The sequence below is a fragment of the Bacillus cereus group sp. BcHK124 genome, from assembly GCF_027712065.1.
GTDB lineage: Bacteria > Bacillota > Bacilli > Bacillales > Bacillaceae_G > Bacillus_A > Bacillus_A pacificus.
Map to the genome: position 1 here is coordinate 19,151 of NZ_JAQFPJ010000024.1, position 23,949 is coordinate 43,099.

The following is a 23,949-nucleotide window of genomic DNA, read 5'->3' on the forward strand; positions in this document are numbered from 1 at the left end:
TATAAGTCTCCTTTCTTACGCTTCTTTAATTGATATAATACTTGTAAATGGCAATAAAACTTCTGTTCCTATTCCTTCTTGCAGTGTTAAGAAATCATCACCAACTGCTACAATCACACCTGTTAACTGTCCAACTGTCACCGTAATTTCTACGTTTTTACCCAAATACTGCTCTGCAATTTCTTTAAAAGGTGATGTATTACATTCTTTTAAAATGTTACAAATAATAGATTGAAATCTACTTGATTCAATAAATTCTTCCGTAGCTTGCTTAGAGTTTCTTTGAATAAATCTCGCGAAGTTTTGTGAAAATAAAAGTCGTTCCACAGCAGGTAATAACTTATTATCTAAAAAATAATCTAATTGTCTATTAAACAATCTCGATAACTTTTTCCAATACTTACCGAATAAACACATACACTTCTCCTCCTATTATTTTTAAATTATAAAAATATATCCATACATCTTAATGTATACAAAGCAGACTCTTTTTGTGATAGGTAAGACATACATTTTTCAACGAAACAATATGTTCTAATTACAAAAAAGATAGATGGTATCCAATCTATCTTTTTTTATATCTTAATTTTTAATTGTAACTATCGCAGAGACACTATAATAAACCGCTCTCGGTAATGCTGCCTGTTCACTTATAGAAGCTGTAAACTGATTAAAGTTTCACTTTATTTCATTATCCCATTGCACATACACTTCCTCAATAAAAAAAGACTATCCAATAGGATAATCTCTTACACTTCAATATTTCGTAACATCGTATAAATGTCATTATTCACTTTACCAAAGGATTTAATATTGTTTTGAATGTTAGATAATAAAACGACATATACACTTCCATTTTTACTAAATCCATTTAAACAGTTCCAGCCTGGCATTACACCGTGGTTCGAGTAACTTCCCGGGTCTACATACCATCCAAACCCGTAATCTTTTTTTCCACCTGTAAACATTTGATTGTAGCTTTCTTTTGAAATCAACTTTCCAGAGAAGAGCGCTTCATTAAATAAATATAAATCATGGGCACTTGTATATATATCACCACAACCATAAAGTTGTGACATACTTGGAATATTAGGTGTTGTCATATTGTTATTTACTATTTTATAACCTGTCGATGGAAATCTTGTTTGTTCTAGCTCTCTACCAAAACCAGAATGTTTCATACCAGCAGTAGCAAAAATATGTTGTTTAATATACTCTTCTAACGGTTGTCCGCTTACCTTCTCAGCAATATAGGCGAGTATTGAATAGTTAGAATCGGAATACTTCCATTTCTCTCCTGGACTTCCAATACGCTTTTGCTTTCCTATTCGTTTTATCAATTCTTCATGAGAGATATCCTCTGTTCCCTGCTCATACTCTGGAATTCCTGATGTATGTGTTAGTAAATGTTTTAACTGAATACCATTACCTTGAGGGAAATCTGGAATATACTTCGCAATCGTATCCTCTACATGTAACTTATTTTGATCTTTTAATTGCATAATAGTAGTCGCTACAAAAGCCTTTGAAATAGAACCAATATAAAAAGTTGTCTCTGAATTATTCGGTACTTGTTTTTCTTTGTTCGCCATACCGTATCCTTTATTCAAAAGAACCTTTCCGTTCTTCACAATAACCGCTGTCCCGCTAAATCCTGTTTTTTGCAAATATTGATCTAATTGAGCGTTTTCATTAATTTCTTGAGGTGGTCCCTCAGCAGGCTTTTCCACAGCTTGTGCTTGCTTCACTTGTTCTTCCTGCTCTTTTTGTTTTTTTGCTTCTTGCTTCTTTTTTTCTTCTTTCTTTTTTAGCTCTTCTTGTTTCTTCATTTCTGCTGCTGCTTTTAAAGTTTCTTCTTTCTTATTATGCGCAACAATTTTTGTATACATGAAATATACAAGTGAAAATAGTAAAACGAGAATGATTGTTCTTTTTATGTATACAATTGGCCGACGTGATTTCCCATTCGCATTATTTTTTTCGTGATCCATGATTGCTTTTTTCCCCTTATTTACCGATAATTTAATTCCACTACACAAGATTCATTCCGAATCTTTTTCATAGATTTTCGACATTCCATTCGATGTCATCCCTACTTTATCACGCACTGCACATATTACCAACCTATATGCACAAAAAAGAAAAAGAAAATTTACAAAAGTAAGATTCCCGTTAAATTTTTAATATAAAAAAAGAGGATACCCTCTAAAAAACTGATGTTATCAATTTTTTTGGATATCCTCTTATCTAATTATTTATACGTGTTTTTTCATATCATCGGCAACAGATTCAACATTTGTACCTACGATAACTTGGACACTCGTGTTACTTAATTTCATAACACCTTTTGCACCAGCACGTTTTAATGCTGCTTCGTTTACTTGACCAGCATCTTTCACTTGTAAGCGTAGACGTGTTGCACAGTTATCAATAACTGTTAAGTTTTCTTTTCCACCTAAAGCTGCTACGTAAGTTTCACCAATTGAACCTGCAACTGGAGCTTCTTCACCTTCAGCTACTTCCTCTTCCTCTTCATCTTCACGACCAGGAGTTTTTAGGTCGAACTTCTTAATTAAGAAGTAGAATACTACAAAGTAAATTGCTGCGTAAATTAAACCAATTCCTGCTAATAATACTGGTTTTGTTGCAATACCGAAGTTTAAGAAGTAATCGATTGCCCCAGCACTAAATGAGAAACCATCGTGTATGCCAAGTGTTGTTGTAATGAATAGAGACAGACCTGTTAATACAGCATGAATACCATATAATACTGGTGATAAGAACATGAATGAGAATTCAATTGGCTCTGTAATACCAGTTAAGAATGAAGTTAATGCTAGACCACCTAACATACCTGTAACCATTTTACGTTTTTCTGGTTTAGCAGCTGCAATCATTGCGAAACATGCTGCTGGTAAACCGAACATCATGATCGGGAAGAAACCAGTCATAAACATACCTGCTGATGGATCTTTTGCAAAGAAGCGTGCAATATCACCATGAACGATATCGCCAGCCGCATTTGTAAAGTCACCAAGTACGAACCAGAAGTATGTGTTCATTACGTGGTGTAAACCGATTGGAATTAATAAACGGTTTAATAATCCGAATAAACCAGCACCAATTGAACCTAAGTTTACGATACCATGTGCTACTGCATCAATACCACTTTGAATTGTTGGCCAAATTTGACCGAATACTAATCCTAAAAGTAACATTACGATTGAAGTAATGATTGGTACGAAACGTTTTCCTGCAAAGAACCCTAACCATTCTGGCAGTTTAATCTTATGGAATTTGTTGTATAGTAATCCCGCAACAACCCCTGCAATAATACCACCGAGTATGGCCATATTGATTTTCGGCGTTAACGCCGCTGCTTTTGAAACCTTTGTCATTGTATCTGCTAATTTAGTTGGATCTACTGAACCGACTAAATCTTGAACACTTTTTAATTTATCATTTAACTCTGCTGCTGAATACGTCTTACTTAGAGCATTCGTTGTATTTTGTAAAACAAGATATCCGATTGCTCCGGCAAGTCCAGCTGCTCCACTACCGTCAACAGACAAACCGATTGCAACACCAATTGCAAAAATAAGTGCTAAATTATCAAAAATTGCTGCACCGGCCTGTGCCATAACAGGAATATTAAATACGTCTTCTTGTCCTAAACGAAGCAATAATCCTGCTGCTGGTAGTACGGCAATTGGAAGCATTAACGCTTTACCAATACGTTGTAGAAACTGCAACATTTTAATTCCCCCTATCAAATTCATGAAATCGTTATCATTATAAGTACGCCTTAGAAAACGCTTTCTATTTACATAACCATAATAACATATAGTTGTATAGATGTGTAGTTTTTATTTTTGAATTTTTTATGGATAAATCTCCTATTTCCAAACTGTTATATAAAAGGAAATTTCTCCTTTTTTACTACAGAATATTCAAAACAAAAGACCCTCTATAGAACATGCAACTTTCGTTTTATCATTCCACTTTTTCATGTTATTATTTATTTCCGAGCATATCGGGAAAAGTAAACTTAGTTAATTCGAAATAGGAGCGTTGGTACTATGCAGTGCATTGAAACAAACAACTTACAACAGTTGTTAGAACAAGTAAAACCATATACGAAAAAAGGAAAGCTTGCTACTTATATCCCCGAACTAGGAAATGCCAATCCAGATGATTTAGGGATTGCCATTTTCCATAAAGAAACAGAATACATCCATGCTGGCAACTCACAAACACTATTCACTCTTCAAAGTATTTCAAAAGTAATTACACTTGCACTTGCCCTTTTAGATCGTGGTGAAGAATATGTATTTTCTAAAGTTGGAATGGAACCAACTGGTGATCCATTTAATTCTATTATTAAGTTAGAAACGACAAGTCCTTCTAAACCACTTAATCCAATGATTAATGCGGGGGCACTAGCCATTACAAGCATGTTAGCAGGTAAAGATAATGAAGAAAAAATGGAGCGCATTCTTCATTTCGTACGTGAAATAACAGATAATCCTACTATTAATTATTCTTCTAAAGTTGCTAATTCAGAATTAGAGACAGCTTACTTAAATCGCTCACTTTGTTACTATATGAAACAAAACGGAATTATCGATTGTGACATTGAAGAGCTGATGGATTTATACACTCGTCAATGTGCAGTTGAGGTAAACTGTATCGATTTAGCACGTATCGGCTTAATTTTTGCGATGGATGGATATGATCCATATAAGAAAAAACAAATTATCCCTAAGCATATTACAAAGATTTGTAAAACATTTATGGTTACATGCGGTATGTATAACGAGTCTGGTGAATTTGCGATTCGTGTTGGTATCCCCGCAAAAAGTGGTGTAGCTGGTGGCATTTTCGGCTGCGTAAAAGGAGAAATGGGAATTGGTATTTTCGGACCAGCTTTAGATGCAAACGGAAATAGCATCGCTGGTTTTAAAATCCTTGAACTTCTTTCTGCTCAAGAAGGTTGGAGCATTTTTTAATTCAGAACCATCCTGCTATACTAGCAGGATTTTTTTTGCATAAAACCCTCAATTTTATTAGCTACCGATCCCCTTACAAAAACCGTGCTGAAAGTTTCTCTATATTATGCATATTTGCTCCCCCAACCTGAATAGTATAGTACAACCTAGCGCTATATGTGGAGGTGTGAAAGATGAAACTAATATTTCAAATGGGAAAACAGCCTGTTCTTGAAAAAACAATTCTTCTTTTTATATTGAGTATTGTAGAAAGCTTAAAGCTAAAAGTTGTTTCACTCGATGAAGCTCACCGATACATATTCAATTTAGAAGTACTTGAACTATTAATGGATCGGAACATCGATGATCAAGTACTTGAACTTATTCATTTCGGAATGGGACTTGAAGACGTTCATCATGTGCTTCCTGAAGAATTTGAGCATACGATTGAAGAATTAAAGTGGCTTTGTATCCAAGTATTAAGTGAGTACAGTATGCATGAAGAATCGGAACAATTAATTGAAGATATACGTTAAAAAAGCACCTATGTAGGTGCTTTTAATGTTTTTTCAAACTATTTTTATACGTTTCAATATTTACTGGTAGCTCTTCCTCTTCTAAAGTATGTTCATTTACATCTTTATGAATGAATGCTCCTTTAGGTGGTTGATGGTCATGCCCTTTTTTCTTATGATCAAATGCTTTTCCGCGTCCCATACGGATCCCCCTTTCTTTAAAAGAAATCCGTATTAGTATGGAGAAAAGTACGTCGATATATGCAATCCTTTGCCATATTTCCAAGGAAATACTCGAACGTTGTTTTTTGTTCTCCTTACAACAACTGATCGATCCCAATAAGAATTAATAACACTCCCGCAATAACCGTAGCCCATTTCCCTAAGTATTCTGCTAAGTATCGTTTTCCTACATACGCAAAACCACTTATACAAATAAAACTAAACACACCAGAAATAATCGCTGTAAGCCAAAGGTTTAAATTTGTTACCCCAGCATCAAATCCACCTGCAATATTATTAATTGATAATGCAACGCCCAAAACAATTGCTTCTGAAAAACTAATTGTTTTAGAACCATCAAAATCTGCTTTTTCCGGATCACGTAAAATCCCCATAAGTACACTATCATCTTTAGAGTCTACGGTCTCTTTTTTACTCAAGAAAGGCTGACATAAAATAAACACTCCAATTATTCCTAAAACAATTGCCCCTATCAAATTTGCCGTAAACTCTGAAATAAATAATGCGATCCAACTCCCAAAAAAGCCAGCTAATAAAGTAAATAAAAACCCAAAAAATGCGATGATAAAATTGTTGAACCACGAAATTCTAATTTTACGAATGCCATATGCAATTCCAACACCTGCATTATCTAAATTAGAAGCAATCCCAATTAAAAAAATTGAAAATAGACCTGCCGTACTCATAAACAGCCACCCCTTTTTTCTCACTTTTCCATGCATCTTATGAAAATGTTGAGCAACTGTGCCTGTCTGTTTCATATACATGTAATAAATGCTCAACATTTTTTCAACAACAAAAAGGAGTGCCTTCGCTATGCCTAAAGAAAATCCAAATGAGCGGCTTAGTACATTAATAAAAAAACTTTTAAAAGAACGTGCCTTATCTATGCGCCAACTCGGAATGCTTACAAATATTGATCCCGCAACAATCTCAAGAATTATGAATGGTAAACAACCGCCAAAACAAAAACATCTACAAAAATTTGCAGAATGTTTGCAAGTTCCACCCCAATTGTTATTTGATGAAATGTATCCTGATTCTCCTCACATTAATAAAGAAAAGACGGATATGTACACATCTCTTGATACCATTCAGCAAACACTGCAATCCTCTAACTTATTCGATTTCGACTACACAACAACCCGTGTGAAACAAGAACTTGAAAATTATGAACGATATGCTCAAACAACAGAAGGAGAAAAACGTATTCATGACAGTTTTGCAAGTAAGCTAGAACAAATTGATAGTGCTGGTCCTTTCATTGAACAATTAACGGATATGTATCAACAATTTTGCAATGAAACGATTCCAAAAGAAGAGCGTGCAGTTCTTGGAGGGGCATTACTGTATTTCATTTTATCGACAGATATTATTCCTGACTATCTCTTTCCAATTGGCTATTTAGATGATGCAATTGCTGTTGAATTAGCAAAAGAGAAATTAATCGAACTAAAACGAAAGACATAGAAAATAAAGAACTATTTCAGTTGTTTCTATTCAACTCTGAAATAGTTCACTAAAAAATCGTACAAGTATACATACCTGTACAATTTCAACATACTAATCTATTTTTTCGTATGACACCATTCATATATAAATGCTGTTATTACTTTTGTAAATTCAATTAACTGTTCCACTTCAACTTTCTCATTTATTGAATGAGCCTCTTCTAATGTACCTGGTCCGTAAATAACAGCTGGAATATGAAATTCACTAAACCAACCACCATCCGTTACCGTTGCAGACATATCTAAAATTGCATTTTTAGATAAAATTGATTCATGTACTGAGCTAAGCGTTTTTACAGCTGCATGTTCACTATCTATTTCTAAAGAAGGGAAAATTTCACCACGATCCACAATCATTGATTCTCCGCCCCACTTAAATTGTGGTGGATTTTCACTTAACCATGGATCGACAGCTGCTACTTTCCCAATATACTCTTCAATTTCTTTTATTATTTGTTCATGTGTTTCATTCGGATAAAAGTGTACTGTTATCCATAACCGGCACTCATCCGCAATAAACGCTGCATGTCTTCCGCCCTCAATAACAGCTGGATTAATTGTTGTTGTTCCAGATGGATAGCCTTCATATGTTTTCATGACTGCCCAATGACGCTCTAATTCTTGTAAACTTTGTACAATTTTCATCATTTTTTCAATCGCACTCGCTCCGAATAAACGTCCTCCAGCATGAATCATTTGTCTGCGTGTTGCATCATGAAACGTTTGGGGGCTTTTCACAGTAATCCATCCAGTAATTACGCCCCCCTGTCCTTGCATATGTAAATCACTCGTATCCACTACGACTGCAAAATCAGCATCATAACCCCTTTTGCAACATTGAAGCGTACCTGCCTCTCCAACTTCTTCTCCGATTACGGATTGAAAGATTAAATCTCCGGGCAATTCAATGCCTGCTTCTTGTAAAAGCTGAATAGCAAATAATGCCCCAGCTAATCCCCCTTTCATATCTGCCGCACCACGTCCAACTAACCAACCATCTCTTATAAATGGCTCAAACGGACTCGTTTCCCACGCCTCATCTGCTGATATTTCCGCTACATCCATATGCCCATTAATAATAAGACTTTTATGTGTGTCACTTTCTATCCCTTTTTTCACCCCAACAACGTTCGGGTCATTCGGATATACATCCCATTTATCAACACAAAAATTTCGTTTTCTTAGAAACTGTGCAACAAATTCTTGCGCCTCATTTGTATTTCTCGCCGGCGGTGCTGGTGTTTCAAAACGAATTAATGTTTTTGTAAGCTCTAGTAACTCATTTTTTCGTAGATCAATCTGTTCTAATAGCTGTGCAACTTCTTCATTCATCGCTAATTCCCCTTTGCATACGTAGTATGTTCCCAGCTTTATTTTCACAAAAAAAGAGACTGTTTACAATTTTACAGTCTCCAAATTAATCACTATTATAAACTCTCTATTTCTGTTGTCTTTGTCTTTTCAATATGCTCTAAGTTACTCCCCTTATTTCTTGTCGCACGGTAAAACAGTAAACAAACAATCATAAAGGGAATACCACAATACAATGCCATTCTTTGTTCTGGAATAAAGGCCATAGCAACAATTACTGTTACATTTAATACTAATGCAAGAAGTGGTACGAATGGATATAGCGGTGTTTTAAATTTCAAGTCTTTCACATCCCCGCCCTGCTTTATATACGCCCTTCTAGCTAATAAGTTAGATAGAGCAATAGATGCCCAAACTAGTATTGCTCCAAATCCAGCAATAGAAAGCAACCATAAATAAACTGTATCTTCCGCATAAATACCTGATAGTAATGAGAGACAACCTACAATTGTACTTACAATCAATGCATAAATTGGAACGCCGCTTTTAGATAACTTACTAAAAATCGGACTAATCATTCCTTGATTAGACATAGACCATAGCATACGAGAAGTTGCATATAGCCCTGAATTTGCAACGGATAGAACCGCTGTAATAATAACGAAATTGATAATATCAGCTGCATAAGGAATACCAATTTTATCAAATACAACTACGAATGGACTTTCTATCACTCCTGCTTGTTGCCATGGGAATAATCCTGCAAGAATGAAAATAGATAATACAAAGAACACAAGTATACGCCAAACTGTATTATTAATTGCCTTCGGGATTGTTTTTTCTGGATTTTCACTCTCTCCAGCTGCAATACCAACTAGCTCTGTTCCTTGGAAGGAAAAATTAACAGCAATCATCGTAATTAAAATAGCGGATAATCCATTTGGAAACAACCCACCATAATCAGTAAAGCTAGAAAACATTGGTGCTGGCTCATTTCCTTTCATATCTAGAAAACCAAACATTGCTGCCCCGCCCAAAATAATAAATGCAATGATTGTAATGACTTTAATACTTGCAAACCAAAATTCAACTTCTGCAAAACTTCTTGAAGATAACGCGTTAATAGCAAAAAGTAGTACCGCAAACACTACGCACCAAATCCAAGACGGTACATCAGGAAACCATCGTTTCATTAAAATACTAACTGCAATGAGTTCAATACCTATTGTAGCCGACCAGTTTAGCCACGACATCCATCCGACTACATAACCCGCTGCAGGGGAAATATGCTTCGTAGCATACGTTTGATAAGATCCTGCGTCAGGCATCGCAACAGCTAATTCTCCGAGACAGAGCATCGTTAAATACATAACAAATCCTCCAACAAGATAAGCTACAATCGCTCCTCCAGGCCCAGCTTCATGAATTGTATACCCCGATCCTAAAAAAAGTCCGGTACCAATAACTCCTCCAAGTGCAATCATAAATATGTGTCTGCTTTTCAATTCCCTTTTTAATCCTTGGTTTTGATCCATCATATAAATCCCCCCTTTTCCCTTTGGAAACCCATTTCATGTAAGCGTTTTTAAAATTGTTTATACGAAAAATAATTATTGAAAAGAGCAAAATACATAGTATTAATCACTACCTGTTATTAAAAGATCATCCCTCACTGTTATTAATAACTTTTTATTAGCGATAGCTTGTCCTTCTACTACTTCTAATGACTCGATATACCCACTGATTCCTACCTTAATTTCTACTTTCTGTTTATCTATTGTTTCAATTAACGCTAATTTCTCCCATTCGTATACGTAAGAATTTTCCGTAACAAATAACTTCTCAACTTTCCCGTAACAAGGACTATACACGCCTTCTATAACCGTCTTCACTTTATACACTCCTCCTTCTTATTAATTGGTACTGAAACGTTGCATATCCCTCCTTTAAAGATTTCAACTATTCTTTATGCAAAATGCGTACCAATCTTAAATTCCTATTTAAAATGAGGGTTCCTCACAAAAAAATCTTCATAACCGCAAATTTTTTCTACCGTGTAAGAAGTTTTAAAAGGAAAATCGCAAAAAAATTTTGCGATTTTATAAGAATTTTAATAAAATTATAAAAAGTCAGTCTTCATAGGGTGAAATGAGGAGAAGATAATCTATGCGTACAGAAGAAATTAATTTGAAACAGATCATTGAAATGAATATGCTATATGAAACTTTGCTCAATGAACTCGATATCGGGATTCATATTATTAATGAGGAAGGTAAAACGATTATCTATAACCGTAAAATGATGGAAATTGAATCAATGGAGCGCTCAGATGTGCTATATAAAAGTCCTTTAGAAGTATTCGCATTTGAAGAAAATAAAAATAGTACTCTTATAGAAGCATTAAAATTAGGAAAAACAAACAAAAATATAAAACAAACTTATTTTAACAATAAAGGGCAAGAAATTACGACGATTAACAATACTTTCCCAATAATAGAAAACGGAAAAATTAAAGGCGCTATTGAAATTTCAAAAGAGATGAATCACTTAAAGCAAACAATAAAAATGGACTCTTCCCGAAAACAAAACACTAAATTTACCTTTGATCACATAATTGGTGATTCTGAAGCCATTCAATCCACCATTGCGGAAGGAAAAAGGGTAATTCGCACATCATCCTCCATACTTCTCGTAGGAGAAACAGGAACTGGAAAAGAACTATTTGCACAAAGTATCCATAATGAAAGTCAACGTTCGGGCAAACCATTTATTTCGCAAAACTGTGCCGCTATACCTGATACACTCATGGAAAGCTTATTATTTGGTACGAACCGCGGTGCATTTACAGGAGCTATCGATAAAGCCGGTTTATTTGAAGAAGCAAACGGAGGAACTTTGTTATTAGATGAGATCAATTCGTTAAGTCCAGCACTTCAAGCGAAGTTGCTGCGAGCTATACAAGAAAAAACAATACGAAGAATCGGAGGCACACAAGAAAAAGAAATTGATGTTCGTATTATAGCAACTATTAATGAAGACCCTCTTGAAGCTATTACACACAATCGATTGCGGGAAGACTTATATTACAGATTAAGCGTCGTTACTTTATGTCTCCCGCCTTTACGTGAACGAAAAGAAGATATTCCAGCTCTTGTTCAGCACTTTATCGAAAAGTACAACATTCAATTTGGACTCGGCGTAACAGATGTAGATATACATGTAAGAGAATTCTTATATGCATATGATTGGCCTGGAAACGTACGAGAATTGGAACATGTCATTGAAGGTTCAATGAATTTAGTTGAAGATGAAAATATCATTACAGCGTTTCACCTTCCCACTCGCTTTCGCGAACGAATAAAAAAAGAATTCAATATGCAACCTCTCCTAACTAATAACGATACTGATGCGCCAAAAACGTTAAAGCACACAATAGAAGCAATGGAAAAGAACTACATCACTCAAATTTTGAAAGAGTATCACGGTAATATTTCACAAGCTGCAAAGTTTTTAGGATTAAGTAGGCAAAACTTACAATATCGAATTAAAAAATTGCATTTACACATATAAAATAAGACGTTAATCAGTGGAGATTTTGTCCATCTTCCACTGATTACTAGCCTAACTTTTATTTCCTACTAAAACCGCATTAAATTTTTTCCAAGTACAAATAAACATTTGGTAAAATATGCTACAATAAACATATAACATACTAGAAAGGAACGATATATATGAGTAATGATAACAAATTAAAGTTATTACAATACTTAGCCTTCTTCCCTACCATTGTATGTATGATGTTACTAGTTGATATAAACGCCTATCCTTATGCAAAACTATTAGCAACAATTAGCGGCTCTTTTGCAGCTATTATGCTTGCTGCTTTTTGGAATTTGAAGATACGTATGAAGAAAGAAAAATCTTCTTAACGCCAAAACATAAAAAATCGAGCCTACACAGCTCGATTTTTTTATTACTATTAAAACTCAACATTCTCCAAATACAAACCACTCGCCTCAGCAAGGCAATTAATCTGATTACGTTGTTTCGCCTCTAAAATCTGTGGAATCGCCTCTGCATCTAATTGTCCTAACCCAACTTCAATTAATGCTCCAACAATTTTTCGGACCATGTTATGAAGGAATCCGTTACCACTTACTCTAATTTGTACAAATCCTGCTTCTTCCATCACTTCAAGTGTATATACTTCTCGCACCATAGACTTTTTCTTTGATTTTGCATTTGAAAAAGCAGTAAAGTCATGTGAACCAACTAAATGTTTCGCGGCTTCTTTCATGCTTTTCACATTTAATTTTTTATTCACATGCATGCTGTATTTACGCATAAATGGGTTCGTGTGCTCTTCATTCCAAATTTTATAAAGGTATGTTTTTGCTTTAGAATTGTAACGGGCATGGAATCGATCATGTACTTCTTCTACATTCGTAATACTAATATCATTAGGTAAATATTGATTTAAATATTTTTTTACTTTATGTTCCACTAACTTCTCATCACTTTGAAAGTTAGCAACTTGATTCAAAGCATGCACACCAGCGTCTGTTCTACTACAACCGATAATTTCAGTTTCTTTTCCGACCATTTCAGAAATGACACTTTCGATTTTTCCTTGAATCGTATTATCGTTATTACCGAGACGCTGCCATCCTTTAAAACGTGCACCGTCGTACTGAATCGTTAATTTATAATTGTGCATAATATTCTCCTTCATAGAAAATATTCCCTCATACCATGAGGGAATATTAATAAACTTTACTTTCTAACAAGCTTCACTACATTTTCTACATGAGCTGTATGCGGGAACATATCAACTGGTTGTACATATTCCACTTCATAGCTCTTCATTAACGCTTGTACATCACGTGCTAATGAAGAAGGGTTACAAGATACGTAAACAACTTGTTTCGGCTTCACTTTTAAAATTGTTTCCAGTAATTTATCATCGCAACCTGTACGAGGTGGATCGACAACAATTACATCTGGACGCCATCCTTCTTTTACCCATTTCGGTAACCATTGTTCAGCTTTACCTGCTTCATATTTCGTATTTGTAAATCCGTGACGCTTCGCATTTTTTCTTGCATCTGCAATTGCTTCTGGAATTACATCCATACCACGTACTTCCGCCGCATCATTTGCAAGCCAAAGTCCAATTGTACCAACGCCACAATATGCATCTACAATTTTCTCATTTCCAGTTAAGGCAGCGGCTTTTTTCGCTTCATTATATAAAACAACCGTTTGTTCTGGATTCAACTGGAAGAATGCACGTGCTGATAATTCAAATGATAAATCACCAAGTGTTTCTTGAATTACTTCTTTTCCAGCTAATTTAAATGTTTTATCACCAAAAATAACAGATGTTTTACGCCAGTTTACATTTTGCATAATTGATTTAACAGCTGGCATCTGTTTTTGTACTTCTGCAATAAATTGTTCTTTATTTGGCAACTCTTCTTTTGTTGTAATAAGTGTAACTTGTACTTCCCCTGTTTGAACTGCAGTACGTGTCACAATTGTACGTACTAAACCTTTTTGTTTTTTCTCATTGTAAATAGAAACATTTAATTTTTCTAAAATACGTCTTACAACTTTTGTCGCTTCATTCGTTGCTCTATGTTGAATCATACAATGAGCAATATCAATTAACTGATGTGAATTTTGTTTATACAGTCCTGTAATAACCTTTTCGTCTTTACGCCCCACTTGTAGTTGACTCTTATTACGATAATGCCATGGATTTTCCATGCCTAGCGTCGGACGAATTTTCTCTTCCAAACCGTTGTTCATATACTTCTGGAATGCTTGTACAACGATATCACGCTTTTGATTTAATTGTTCTTTATAGTCTAAATGTTGCAATTGGCAACCGCCGCACTCTTCATATACCGGACATGGCGCTTTCACGCGATGTGGTGAAGCTTTACGAACCTTTTTCACTTTCGCTTCAGCGAAGCCACGCTGAATTTTCGTCGTTTCAGCAACAACTTCTTCTCCTGGTAATGCCCCTGGAATGAAGACAACTTGTCTCTTAAAATAACCAACGCCTTCTCCGTTAATCCCAAGACGTTTAATTGTCACAGGAAACGTTTGACCAACTTCCAACTTACTCTCATGTTGCTTTTGTATCATTATTACACCTCTACTCTATACTTTTCCATAAATATAACGCTGCATAACTGCAGTATGGTTCACACTCTTGTTTCACGTTTTCTAAAAATGCATCATCAGGTTTATCATCTAATTGAAATACACCTTGTACTGCACGCTGAATCCCAATGTCTGCTTTCGGAAACATATTTTTCCGTCCAAGCCCAAACATTAAAAAGTTTTGCACTGTCCATGCACCAATCCCCCTAATTGGTAACAATTGTGCTGCAACCCCTTCTTCTGTTTCGTTTTCTATTCTAGCTAAATCTAACTTACCACCTATAATACACTTTGCTAATCCTACCATATATTCAGCTTTTCGCTGACTAAACTTCTGCTCTCTCAATTCCTCTATTGAAATATTTGCTACTATTTCTGGAGTGGGGAAAAAGAATACACCGTTCTTCTCTGTTCCATATCGTTTCACAAACTGTTCTGTTAACACAGTAGCAAATTTCAAATTTATTTGTTGATGAATGATACAGCGAAGAAGACAAGCAAAATAATCGAATTCTAAAATAATTGGAGTATAAGCATATGTTTCAAATAGTGGACGTAATGATGTGTTTAAAAAATGATTTTGTATATCTTGAAACGGTTCATTCCAATGAAAAATGGCCCTCATTCGTTTCATGACTTTCTCTGAATCTCCTGTCTGACTAGAAATCCAAAACTGTGGATTTTGAACAGTACCAATCCCTTGCAGGCGAACAACAATCTGTTCCTCGTCTATACAAAGCGGGACATAAACAACTTTCTCATCTAATTGAATGACGTTAAGAGGATCAAAAGATAAACGTTTTAACACTTCTTCAAAATGATACGGATACTCTAACGTAACATGTTCGCTCCACATACGTTTCCCCATCCTTTTTACACATCATTATAGCATGAGAAAACCGCAAGCATACATGCTTACGGTTGATTGCTTTTTACTAAGTCATCTAGACTTTTAAAATGATACCCTTTCTCGCGCAAATCATCAATGATTTTTGCAAGTGCTTCTGCATTATCTTTTGATATGGCATGAAGTAATAAAATAGATCCTGGATGAATCATCGTCATAACATTATTATGCGCATATTGCCATCCTCTTTGCTGATCTACTTTCCAATCCAAAAATGCAAGTGACCAAAATACATTATAGTAGCCCATTTCTTTCGTAAGGGCTAACGTTCTTTCACTAAATACACCGCGCGGGGGACGTACATATTTCACTTCTTTTTGCCCAGTTACTTTTTTAATTTCTTCCGTTACACTCGTTAATTCTTCACGAAGTTTCTCATCGTTTACCGCTGTGAAATCAGGATGGCTCCAAGAATGGTTTCCAATAATGTGTCCTTCATTCTTCATTCTTAACAATAAATCTTTTTGTGTTTTAATGTAATGCCCCGTTACAAAGAAAGTTGCTGGTACTTTTTTCTCTTTTAATACGTCTAAGATTTTCCCTGTGTATCCATTCTCATAACCATTATCAAATGTTAAATAAATATCTTTTTTCTTCGTATCCCCTAAATAAAAACCACCATTTTTTTGTAGTAAATCTGTATATAACTTTCCTGCATCTGGTACTGTTTCATTTTTAGGGCGCGGGATTCCCCAGTTATGTGGAGTATTTGTATAAGCTAATGCCGAAACTGGAACAAGTGCCATCATAATTGAAAAAATGAGACCGATATATAACCATTTATGTTTCATAAATAGTCTCCTTTCCATATATAATCGTACTTGTAGTTTCTGTTGCTACGCATTCTTTCATGCTGAACATGTTTTTCTATATATACCAAAAAAATGCATCTCGAATGATTCGAGATGCATTTTTTATTTACTTAAATACTGGCTCTTTAAAGCTAGCTAATTTTTCAAGTGATGTTTTATCAACATCTGCATGTAAGCTATTACCGTGAGAATCCATTGTTACAACTGCTTTAAATCCATCGATACGTAAATGCCACATTGCCTCTGGAATACCGAATTGTAAGAAATCAACATCTTTCACTTCTTTAATACATTCAGCATAATATTGCGCTGCACCACCGATTGCATTTAAATATACACCGCCGTGTTCTTCTAAAGCTGCTAATGTTTTCGCACCCATACCGCCTTTTCCAATGACAGCTCTAATACCGAATTTCTTCATAATATCACCTTGGTACGGTTCTTCACGAATACTTGTCGTTGGACCTGCCGCTTTAATTTGCCAATTGTCATTTTCATCTTTCACAACAACTGGACCACAGTGGTAAATAATTTGTCCATTTAAATCTACTGGACAATCGTTATCCATTAAATGCTTATGAATTGCGTCACGCCCTGTATACATCATGCCATTAATTGTTACAACATCACCAACGCGAAGTTCACGAATTTGCTCTTCTGTAATTGGTGCTTGTAATACAATTTCACGTTGCTCTGTTTTTTCTTGTACTTCTTGCTCCAGTGTATCTTCACCTTCTTGATATAACCAATCCATAATTTCACCTGTTTCAGGATGGATTGTTACGCCAAGGCGACGATATGCCCAGCAATTATACGCCACAGATACGTAGAAACTAGCTGGCAGACGGTTATACACGCCAATTTTACAGCCAAGTAAAGTTGTTTCTCCGCCAAATCCCATCGTACCAATGCCAAGCTTATTCGCATTTTCTAATACGTACTCTTCAAGTTGTTGTAATTCTGGGATTGGATTCACATCATCTAATGTACGGAATAATTGATTTTTTGCTAATTCGTAACCTGATGTGCGGTCTCCCCCGATACCAACACCAATTACACCTGCACTACATCCTTGACCTTGCGCTTGATATACTGCATGAAGAAGGCATTTACGAATCCCTTCTAAATCACGGCCAGCTCGTCCAAGTCCTTCTAGTTCGCATGGTAAGCTATACTGAATATTTTTATTCTCACAGCCACCACCCTTTAGGATTAAACGTGCATCAATATAATCTTTTTCCCATTGTTCAAACTTAATTACCGGTGTACCTGGTCCTAAATTATTTCCACTATTGTCTCCAAAAAGAGAATCAACAGAATTTGGACGAAGTTTACCATCTTTTGTCGCCCGCTCAAGCGCATTATAGATAGCTTCCTTCAACTTTAATTGATTCACACCAACTGGTGTATAAATTTTAAACGTTGGCATCCCTGTATCTTGGCAAATTGGCGAGATGTTATCATCAGCCATTTTAATATTATTTGTAATTGTGCCAAGTGCCATCGCAGAACGAGTCCCTGCATTTTCTCGTTCTTTCGCTTGTTGAATCGCACGACGAACATCTTTCGGTAAGTTCGTTGACGTTTCAACAATTAGTTGATACATGCTTTCTTGAAGCTTTTCCATTGTTACTTCCCCCTCAATTGTGAACGCTACCAAAACGTTATGAGCTGAAAATTTCATTGTTATGCTCTTCAGCTTTTTATTTCTTTCACGCTATTAAAGCATAAATGAAATTTTTCACAACTTGATTATACCTCTTTTTCTATCGTCCTTCTATTATCCGTACAGAAAAAGGCTACCAAATTGGAATTGGCAGCCTTTTTAATATATTATTCGTCTTTTTTAAATTGCTCACATTTTAATTCTAATTCATCTAACATTGCAAGAAGACGATCTACATCCTCTAATTCTACTTCTTCAGGTTCAATTGTATCAATTACTTCAATGAACATATTTAAACGTTCCTTTAAATATACTAATTGTGTATCTTTATCTTGAATTGCTTTTCCCATGAAGGCACTCTCCTTTTAATTCGAGTTGCTTTTATTATACCGCAAAAATGATTACAATGGGTATGTAATTTCATCAATTTTGTCACGGTTATTCACTATAATGTAAGCCCTCTCTCTTTTTCCTCTAAAAAGTTTCACTTTATAAAAAGTACATATTCTTCTATTATAGAGAATGGACAAATTGTTATTTCAATAGTCAAAGGAGTATTTCATATGACGATATCACAAAAAATGAAGCCGATTACTCCTTCTTACGATCCATGGGAAGCGTATATGGACCTTGAAGAGTACGGCAAACTACTATTAACAAATGTTGAGTTTACAACGACGACGTTATGCAATATGCGCTGTGAGCATTGCGCTGTTGGTTACACGTTACAGCCGAAAGACCCGAATCCGCTTCCGATGGATCTTTTATTAAAACGATTAGATGAGATTCCTCATTTACGTTCTTTAAGTATTACTGGCGGAGAACCTATGCTTTCAAAAAAATCCGTCGACAACTATGTAACACCACTCTTAAAATATGCCCATGAACGAGGCGTTCGCACTCAAATCAACTCAAACTTAACTATAGATTTAGCACGTTACGAGCAAATTATTCCTTATTTAGACGTATTGCATATATCTCATAACTGGGGAACAATTGATGACTTCGTTGAAGGTGGATTTGCAATGATGGAGCGTAAACCTACGTATGAACAACGTGCAAAGTTATTTGAACGAATGATTACAAATAGTAAAGCTCTATCAGATGCAGGTGTACTTGTATCTGCTGAAACGATGCTGAATAAACGAACTCTACCACACATTGAACATATTCATCGTCAAATCGTTGACGAAATGGGATGTAAACGTCATGAGGTTCACCCAATGTATCCAAGTGACTTCGCGAGTAATCTAGAGATTTTAACAAAAGCTGAAATTCGTGATGCAATTGAGCATTTACTAGAAATTCGCGATGAAAATGTATGGATGTTATTTGGAACTTTACCTTTCTATGCTTGTAGCAATGACGAGCGAGACATTGCCACATTTAAAAAATTACAAGAGAGCAAAAATGTCACAGTTCGTAATGATCCAGATGGCCGTTCTCGTTTAAATGTAAATATTTTCGATGGAAATATTATTGTAACGGACTTTGGTGATGTTCCACTTCTAGGAAACATACAAACAAATACGTTACAAGAAGCGTATGAAAAATGGAGCGCTTCAAAAACAGCAAAATCATTAAGCTGTCACTGTCCTGCAGTAAAGTGTCTTGGACCGAATGTTCTTGTAAAAAACAGCTACTATCCGACAGAAGATTTCTTATCAAAAACAGCAAATATTACATTATAAAAAAACGTCAGCTTATAAGCTGACGTTTTTTATGTTATTGCGAGTGAGAAGAAGAAATGAATTTAAAGAATAAATGATCATGAATTGGAATAGCCGCTCCAATTCCTTGAGAAGTAATATTTTTTACAACAAGCCTTTTTTGATTTCCCTTTAGTACAAGGTATACTTCTCCAAATGTTACTTTCCCTTTTTCATTTACAGCTGGTGTATAAGCATATAAATATCCAAGTTGACTCGGACTAATATTATACACACGCTCATGTCCGGTACCATAACCAATGGTCGTTTTAAATGAAAGCGGCAATTGTACCTTTTCAAGTGCTTTGAGAAGCATCATTTTCTTCACATCTGCAGCATCTTTCATATCTGCTGTTAAATCGCCTTCAACCGTCTTTTGCGTTTCTTGCTTATAGCGTAGCGGATATAGGCGATCTCCTCCTCGATTATCATACACATTGCGATTTACTTGTTTATATTCCCAATTAATCGATGTATCAACCGATTCATAATGCAAAGCCCATTGACCTAAATAAATCTTCGCTCGGTATCCTACCGCAAGCGGCGCATTCGAAATTGTCGTTTCATTAAACATTCGAATTAAGTCTGGGTTTTCAATTTTAATATTCGCTGTTTTCAATAGTTCTTGAGCAAACTTACTCGGCTGCAAACGCGGTAAATCTTGTGCATCGTTTGGAAACGTATTGTCTTTAGAAATATTTAAAACAGATGAAGGCATTTTTGTTTCTACCGTTGTCTTTGCAAAACTCATGTTAGGAAATAATAGAATAAACGAGACCATAGTTGAAAGACATATGCTGTATACTCGTTTCACCTGTCTGGCTCCTTCCTACGTAAAGGTATATACTACTTTGTTTATTGTTTTCTCTGGGCACAATTGTTATGCCTATTTTTTCATAATAAATAAAAACCAATTCCCATAATGACATACGCTGCTAATAAAGTACCGCCTTCAAACCAATTTGTATCTCCATCATTTGAAATCGCAATCGTTAAGAAAACAGCTGTAATCATAGAAACAAGTTCTGGTATCGTAAATACTAAAGGCATCCTTTGCGTGAAGAACATAGAAAGCAGTACTAATACAGGAGCAACAAACATGGCAATTTGTAATGTAGAACCTATTGCAATCTCAACTGCAATATTTACTTTATTTTTATACGCCATAATAATTGCAGATGCATGTTCCGCTGCATTCCCAACAATTGCGACGATAATAACCCCTATAAATAGTTCTGACCAACCAAATGATTTTGCAACTGTCTCAAATGTATGCACGAGCGCCTCTGATACATACGCTACCGCAATTGTTGCTATCGCTAAAATGAGTAGTGCTTTCCCTTTCGACCACTCTGGTTCTTCCTCATGAGCGACTTCATCACTTTTATGCTGATATACACCACGGTGCGTAACTAACTTAAATAGCAATGCAGCAAGGTACATAATAATCATAATAATCGAAACACCAATACTTAACTGATACGTCTTTCCAGCGTCCATCTTCATTGAAAAAATCTCTGGAATAACAAATGCTACTACTACAGCAAAGATTAATAAAGCTGAATTATGCCTTGCATCATACACATTAAAACTTTGTCTTTTATATTTAAGCCCTCCCACAAAGAAGGATAGCCCTCCTACTAATAATAAATTTCCAAGTACAGAACCCGTTAAAGAAGCTAACACTACCTCAATTAATCCTGCCTGAAGTGCAAAAATTGAAATGATTAGTTCAACAGCGTTACCGAAAGTAGCATTTAATAATCCACCTATTCTAGGACCAGATACAATTGCCAAACTTTCTGTCGCTCTCCCCATAAAACCCGCTAATGCGATAATCGTAATACAATACACAGCGAACATAATTGTTTGAGGCCAATGAAGTGTTTTCCCAAGTACAGACAGTGGTACACCTATAAGCGCTACTATAAGAAATATTTTATTAAACATGCTTTTCATCCTTCCATCGTATGTATTTCTCCTCGATATTATTATTATTATTCTTCTCCTAACTTGTCCGATTTCATCACAATTGCGTTTAAAAAATCGGATTGAAGAAAACAGTATGAAAGATATTTAAATTATCTTGTTGAAACAGACAGAATTATAAATTATGAAAAGGGGTTAAAATTATGCACTTAAAAGAAAAAATCGCAACTATTATTCAAGGTCAACGTACCGGTGTATTATCTACAGTACGAAATGAGAAACCTCATAGCGCCTTTATGATGTTTTTCCATGAAGATTTTGTACTGTATGTTGCAACAGATCGACAATCAAAAAAGATAACAGATATTGAAAACAATCCAAATGTACATGTACTACTTGGTCGTGAAGGAAAAAAATTAGATGAAGATTATATCGAAGTGGAAGGCTTAGCCTCCATCGAGGAAGACTCCACATTAAAAAACAAGTTTTGGAATAATAGCTTAAAGCGTTGGTTACTCGGTCCTGAAGACCCTAATTATGTACTAATTAAAATCAACCCCGATACAATTTATTACATCGATGGTGCCGGTACGACGGAGCCCGAGTTTTTACGACTATAAAGTGAAACAAGCCCCCCTTTAGGTGGGCTTGTTTTGTCGAAAAGTTCTTCTGAAAAAAACAATAAAATAGGTGGAACTTTCTAAAGATTCTGTTATATAATAGCAGTAACTTAAATAAACTGTATTAAAACAGATTGAGAGGAGAAATAAAATTGATGAAAAGAGAAGAACGTAAAAACATGATTGAGTTTATTGAAAAGAAAAAAGGGATTGAGCGTGACGAATTATTGTTTATGACAGATGATGAAGTAGAACATATTTATAATGTAACGTACTTTTTATATGAAGAAATTGCAGAGTAGTATAATAATCCCCACCTTATGAAAAATATAAGGTGGGGATTATTTCGTTATCTATCCAGCTCTTTGCGAGGCGGTAAAACCCCATTCACTTTATACGTGAGAATGATTTTCATGTATAATAATGTAAGATTGGAGGAATTTTACTATGAGTTCATGGCTCTTATTCGCACTATTATCAGCAATTGCTGCTGCCCTTGTATCTATTTTCGGTAAGATTGGTTTAGATGGAATCGATGCCAATGTTGCTACGACAGTTCGTTCTATTATCATGGCATTATTTATGGTAGGCGTTATTATTATACAAGGTAAATTTCAAAATATTGGCGACGTACTTCTAAATAAAAAAGCACTGCTTTTTATCACATTAAGTGGAGTTGCAGGTGCTTCGTCATGGCTATTTTATTTTCTTGCCCTTAAAACAGGAAAAGTTTCACAAGTAGCTCCTGTCGATAAATTAAGCGTCGTATTTTCTATCATTCTCGCTATGATTATACTCGGCGAAAAATTAAACTTTATGACTGGTATTGGTGTTGTCTTTATTACAGCTGGTGTACTATTTATTGCTTTCAGCTAAAAAACCGCTACTCGCGGTTTTTCTTTTTCTTTATGTAAAACCATACGACACATGTAACAACTACTGAAATGGATAAAATCCATATTCCATAATGATGCAAACTATACTCAACGAAACGCCACTTCTCTCCTAACTTCCAGCCAAGTCCAATAAAAACACTTATCCAAATAAACGCACCACCGTAAGCGTACAAACAAAAACGCCAAAGTGTTAAATTCGACATCCCAGCAAAATATGCTGTTAAATGACGTACTCCTGGGATAAAATAACCAACTATTAAAAGAAATGGGCCATATTTTTCAAATAAAATATGTGTTTTTTCAATGTGATGTTCCTTAATTCTAATTTTCGGTCCATACTTTTTTAAAACAGGGAGTCCAAGTTTTAAACCTAATATGTAGCTTAATGTAATGCCTAACATCGCACCAGCCATCCCACTTAAAAAAGCAGCAGTTCCTGACATAACTCCTTTTGAAACGTTATAACCAACGAAAGTCAATAAAAACTCGTCTGGTATCGGTAATCCAACAATCCCACCGGCCAAAGCTATAATAATTCCAAAATACCCATAATGTGCGATTAACTCGCCAATATGTTGTTCCATTCGGAAGACACATCCTATACACGATCGTTATTCCATATTGTGCCCTTTCTATCTTTCAGACAAACATGGTATACATATTCACTATAC

The 23,949-nt window shown here is 35.3% G+C and carries 26 protein-coding genes; 9 read left to right on the plus strand and 17 right to left on the minus strand.

Going from position 1 to position 23,949, the window contains the following annotated elements; all coding sequences use genetic code 11:
- Positions 1–15: 15 nt before the first annotated feature.
- The 3 genes from PDK19_RS23555 to nagE all read right to left on the minus strand — a co-directional run bounded on the left by PDK19_RS23555 (position 16) and on the right by nagE (position 3,755).
- Entirely contained in the window at positions 16–417 is a 402-nt protein-coding gene (locus tag PDK19_RS23555; protein WP_000335520.1) for a hypothetical protein, read from the minus strand.
- A 332-nt stretch (positions 418–749) separates the two neighbouring features.
- Positions 750–1,991, minus strand: a complete 1,242-nt coding sequence (locus tag PDK19_RS23560) for a serine hydrolase domain-containing protein (RefSeq protein WP_270708136.1) — start codon at positions 1,989–1,991, stop codon at positions 750–752.
- 264 nt (positions 1,992–2,255) lie between these two features.
- Positions 2,256–3,755, minus strand: a complete 1,500-nt coding sequence (gene nagE / locus PDK19_RS23565; RefSeq protein WP_000938881.1) for an N-acetylglucosamine-specific PTS transporter subunit IIBC — start codon at positions 3,753–3,755, stop codon at positions 2,256–2,258.
- A gap of 324 nt (positions 3,756–4,079) precedes the next feature.
- On the opposite strand from nagE, the gene glsA reads away from it, so the two are divergent.
- Both glsA and PDK19_RS23575 read left to right on the plus strand, forming a co-directional pair.
- Positions 4,080–5,009 (plus strand): glutaminase A, encoded by a 930-nt coding sequence (gene glsA / locus PDK19_RS23570; protein ID WP_001149853.1) that lies wholly within the window; start codon positions 4,080–4,082, stop codon positions 5,007–5,009.
- Positions 5,010–5,182: 173 nt separating this feature from the next.
- The gene (locus tag PDK19_RS23575) at positions 5,183–5,524 is read left to right on the plus strand and encodes a DUF3969 family protein (RefSeq protein ID WP_000766605.1); all 342 of its coding nucleotides are present in this window, start codon (positions 5,183–5,185) and stop codon (positions 5,522–5,524) included.
- Positions 5,525–5,546: 22 nt separating this feature from the next.
- Here the strand turns inward: PDK19_RS23575 and PDK19_RS23580 are convergent, their stop codons facing one another.
- The gene (locus tag PDK19_RS23580; protein WP_000532411.1) at positions 5,547–5,705 is read right to left on the minus strand and encodes a hypothetical protein; all 159 of its coding nucleotides are present in this window, start codon (positions 5,703–5,705) and stop codon (positions 5,547–5,549) included.
- Between the two features lie 115 nt (positions 5,706–5,820).
- Positions 5,821–6,432 (minus strand): sporulation membrane protein YtaF, encoded by a 612-nt coding sequence (gene ytaF, locus PDK19_RS23585; RefSeq protein WP_000100734.1) that lies wholly within the window; start codon positions 6,430–6,432, stop codon positions 5,821–5,823.
- Between the two features lie 130 nt (positions 6,433–6,562).
- Here ytaF and PDK19_RS23590 point away from each other — a divergent pair, with 130 nt between their 5' ends.
- Entirely contained in the window at positions 6,563–7,216 is a 654-nt protein-coding gene (locus PDK19_RS23590; protein ID WP_001123724.1) for a helix-turn-helix domain-containing protein, read from the plus strand.
- A 98-nt stretch (positions 7,217–7,314) separates the two neighbouring features.
- On the opposite strand, the gene PDK19_RS23595 is transcribed toward PDK19_RS23590, so the two are convergent.
- The 3 genes from PDK19_RS23595 to PDK19_RS23605 form a co-directional block, all read right to left on the minus strand.
- Positions 7,315–8,589: an acetylornithine deacetylase gene (locus tag PDK19_RS23595; RefSeq protein ID WP_001001563.1), complete on the minus strand. Its 1,275-nt coding sequence runs from the start codon at positions 8,587–8,589 to the stop codon at positions 7,315–7,317.
- A 95-nt stretch (positions 8,590–8,684) separates the two neighbouring features.
- Entirely contained in the window at positions 8,685–10,106 is a 1,422-nt protein-coding gene (locus PDK19_RS23600; protein ID WP_000969258.1) for an amino acid permease, read from the minus strand.
- Between the two features lie 99 nt (positions 10,107–10,205).
- On the minus strand, positions 10,206–10,460 hold the full coding sequence (locus tag PDK19_RS23605) for a biotin/lipoyl-containing protein (protein WP_000859488.1): 255 nt from the start codon (positions 10,458–10,460) through the stop codon (positions 10,206–10,208).
- A 274-nt stretch (positions 10,461–10,734) separates the two neighbouring features.
- On the opposite strand from PDK19_RS23605, the gene PDK19_RS23610 reads away from it, so the two are divergent.
- Positions 10,735–12,138, plus strand: coding sequence for a sigma-54 interaction domain-containing protein (locus PDK19_RS23610; RefSeq protein ID WP_001258440.1), 1,404 nt, complete (start codon positions 10,735–10,737; stop codon positions 12,136–12,138).
- Positions 12,139–12,299: 161 nt separating this feature from the next.
- Positions 12,300–12,497 (plus strand): hypothetical protein, encoded by a 198-nt coding sequence (locus PDK19_RS23615; protein WP_000063916.1) that lies wholly within the window; start codon positions 12,300–12,302, stop codon positions 12,495–12,497.
- 50 nt (positions 12,498–12,547) lie between these two features.
- On the opposite strand, the gene truA is transcribed toward PDK19_RS23615, so the two are convergent.
- The 6 genes from truA to PDK19_RS23645 form a co-directional block, all read right to left on the minus strand.
- Positions 12,548–13,285 carry a tRNA pseudouridine(38-40) synthase TruA gene (gene truA / locus PDK19_RS23620; protein WP_000553123.1) on the minus strand — a complete coding sequence of 246 codons (738 nt, stop codon included), beginning with the start codon at positions 13,283–13,285 and terminating at the stop codon, positions 12,548–12,550.
- A gap of 56 nt (positions 13,286–13,341) precedes the next feature.
- Entirely contained in the window at positions 13,342–14,721 is a 1,380-nt protein-coding gene (gene rlmD / locus PDK19_RS23625; protein ID WP_000615225.1) for a 23S rRNA (uracil(1939)-C(5))-methyltransferase RlmD, read from the minus strand.
- 10 nt (positions 14,722–14,731) lie between these two features.
- Positions 14,732–15,595, minus strand: coding sequence for a DNA-3-methyladenine glycosylase family protein (locus PDK19_RS23630; RefSeq protein WP_000269453.1), 864 nt, complete (start codon positions 15,593–15,595; stop codon positions 14,732–14,734).
- Between the two features lie 59 nt (positions 15,596–15,654).
- The gene (gene pdaA, locus PDK19_RS23635) at positions 15,655–16,437 is read right to left on the minus strand and encodes a delta-lactam-biosynthetic de-N-acetylase (protein ID WP_000681212.1); all 783 of its coding nucleotides are present in this window, start codon (positions 16,435–16,437) and stop codon (positions 15,655–15,657) included.
- Positions 16,438–16,564: 127 nt separating this feature from the next.
- Positions 16,565–18,085, minus strand: coding sequence for a class I fumarate hydratase (gene fumA, locus PDK19_RS23640; RefSeq protein ID WP_000413517.1), 1,521 nt, complete (start codon positions 18,083–18,085; stop codon positions 16,565–16,567).
- Between the two features lie 206 nt (positions 18,086–18,291).
- The gene (locus PDK19_RS23645; RefSeq protein WP_000513558.1) at positions 18,292–18,474 is read right to left on the minus strand and encodes an SE1561 family protein; all 183 of its coding nucleotides are present in this window, start codon (positions 18,472–18,474) and stop codon (positions 18,292–18,294) included.
- A 213-nt stretch (positions 18,475–18,687) separates the two neighbouring features.
- Here PDK19_RS23645 and yfkAB point away from each other — a divergent pair, with 213 nt between their 5' ends.
- Entirely contained in the window at positions 18,688–19,815 is a 1,128-nt protein-coding gene (yfkAB, locus tag PDK19_RS23650) for a radical SAM/CxCxxxxC motif protein YfkAB (RefSeq protein WP_139869500.1), read from the plus strand.
- A gap of 34 nt (positions 19,816–19,849) precedes the next feature.
- Here the strand turns inward: yfkAB and PDK19_RS23655 are convergent, their stop codons facing one another.
- Both PDK19_RS23655 and cax read right to left on the minus strand, forming a co-directional pair.
- Entirely contained in the window at positions 19,850–20,647 is a 798-nt protein-coding gene (locus tag PDK19_RS23655; protein WP_061685941.1) for a YfkD famly protein, read from the minus strand.
- A gap of 80 nt (positions 20,648–20,727) precedes the next feature.
- On the minus strand, positions 20,728–21,783 hold the full coding sequence (gene cax, locus PDK19_RS23660; protein WP_000482144.1) for a calcium/proton exchanger: 1,056 nt from the start codon (positions 21,781–21,783) through the stop codon (positions 20,728–20,730).
- A 182-nt stretch (positions 21,784–21,965) separates the two neighbouring features.
- Here cax and PDK19_RS23665 point away from each other — a divergent pair, with 182 nt between their 5' ends.
- The 3 genes from PDK19_RS23665 (at position 21,966) to PDK19_RS23675 (ending at position 23,258) form a co-directional block, all read left to right on the plus strand.
- Positions 21,966–22,382: a pyridoxamine 5'-phosphate oxidase family protein gene (locus tag PDK19_RS23665; RefSeq protein ID WP_000550219.1), complete on the plus strand. Its 417-nt coding sequence runs from the start codon at positions 21,966–21,968 to the stop codon at positions 22,380–22,382.
- Positions 22,383–22,537: 155 nt separating this feature from the next.
- The gene (locus tag PDK19_RS23670; protein ID WP_000817786.1) at positions 22,538–22,684 is read left to right on the plus strand and encodes a BH0509 family protein; all 147 of its coding nucleotides are present in this window, start codon (positions 22,538–22,540) and stop codon (positions 22,682–22,684) included.
- 145 nt (positions 22,685–22,829) lie between these two features.
- Positions 22,830–23,258 (plus strand): EamA family transporter, encoded by a 429-nt coding sequence (locus PDK19_RS23675; protein ID WP_000100306.1) that lies wholly within the window; start codon positions 22,830–22,832, stop codon positions 23,256–23,258.
- Positions 23,259–23,265: 7 nt separating this feature from the next.
- On the opposite strand, the gene PDK19_RS23680 is transcribed toward PDK19_RS23675, so the two are convergent.
- Positions 23,266–23,862 carry a DedA family protein gene (locus PDK19_RS23680; protein ID WP_016716373.1) on the minus strand — a complete coding sequence of 199 codons (597 nt, stop codon included), beginning with the start codon at positions 23,860–23,862 and terminating at the stop codon, positions 23,266–23,268.
- Positions 23,863–23,949: the final 87 nt, after the last annotated feature.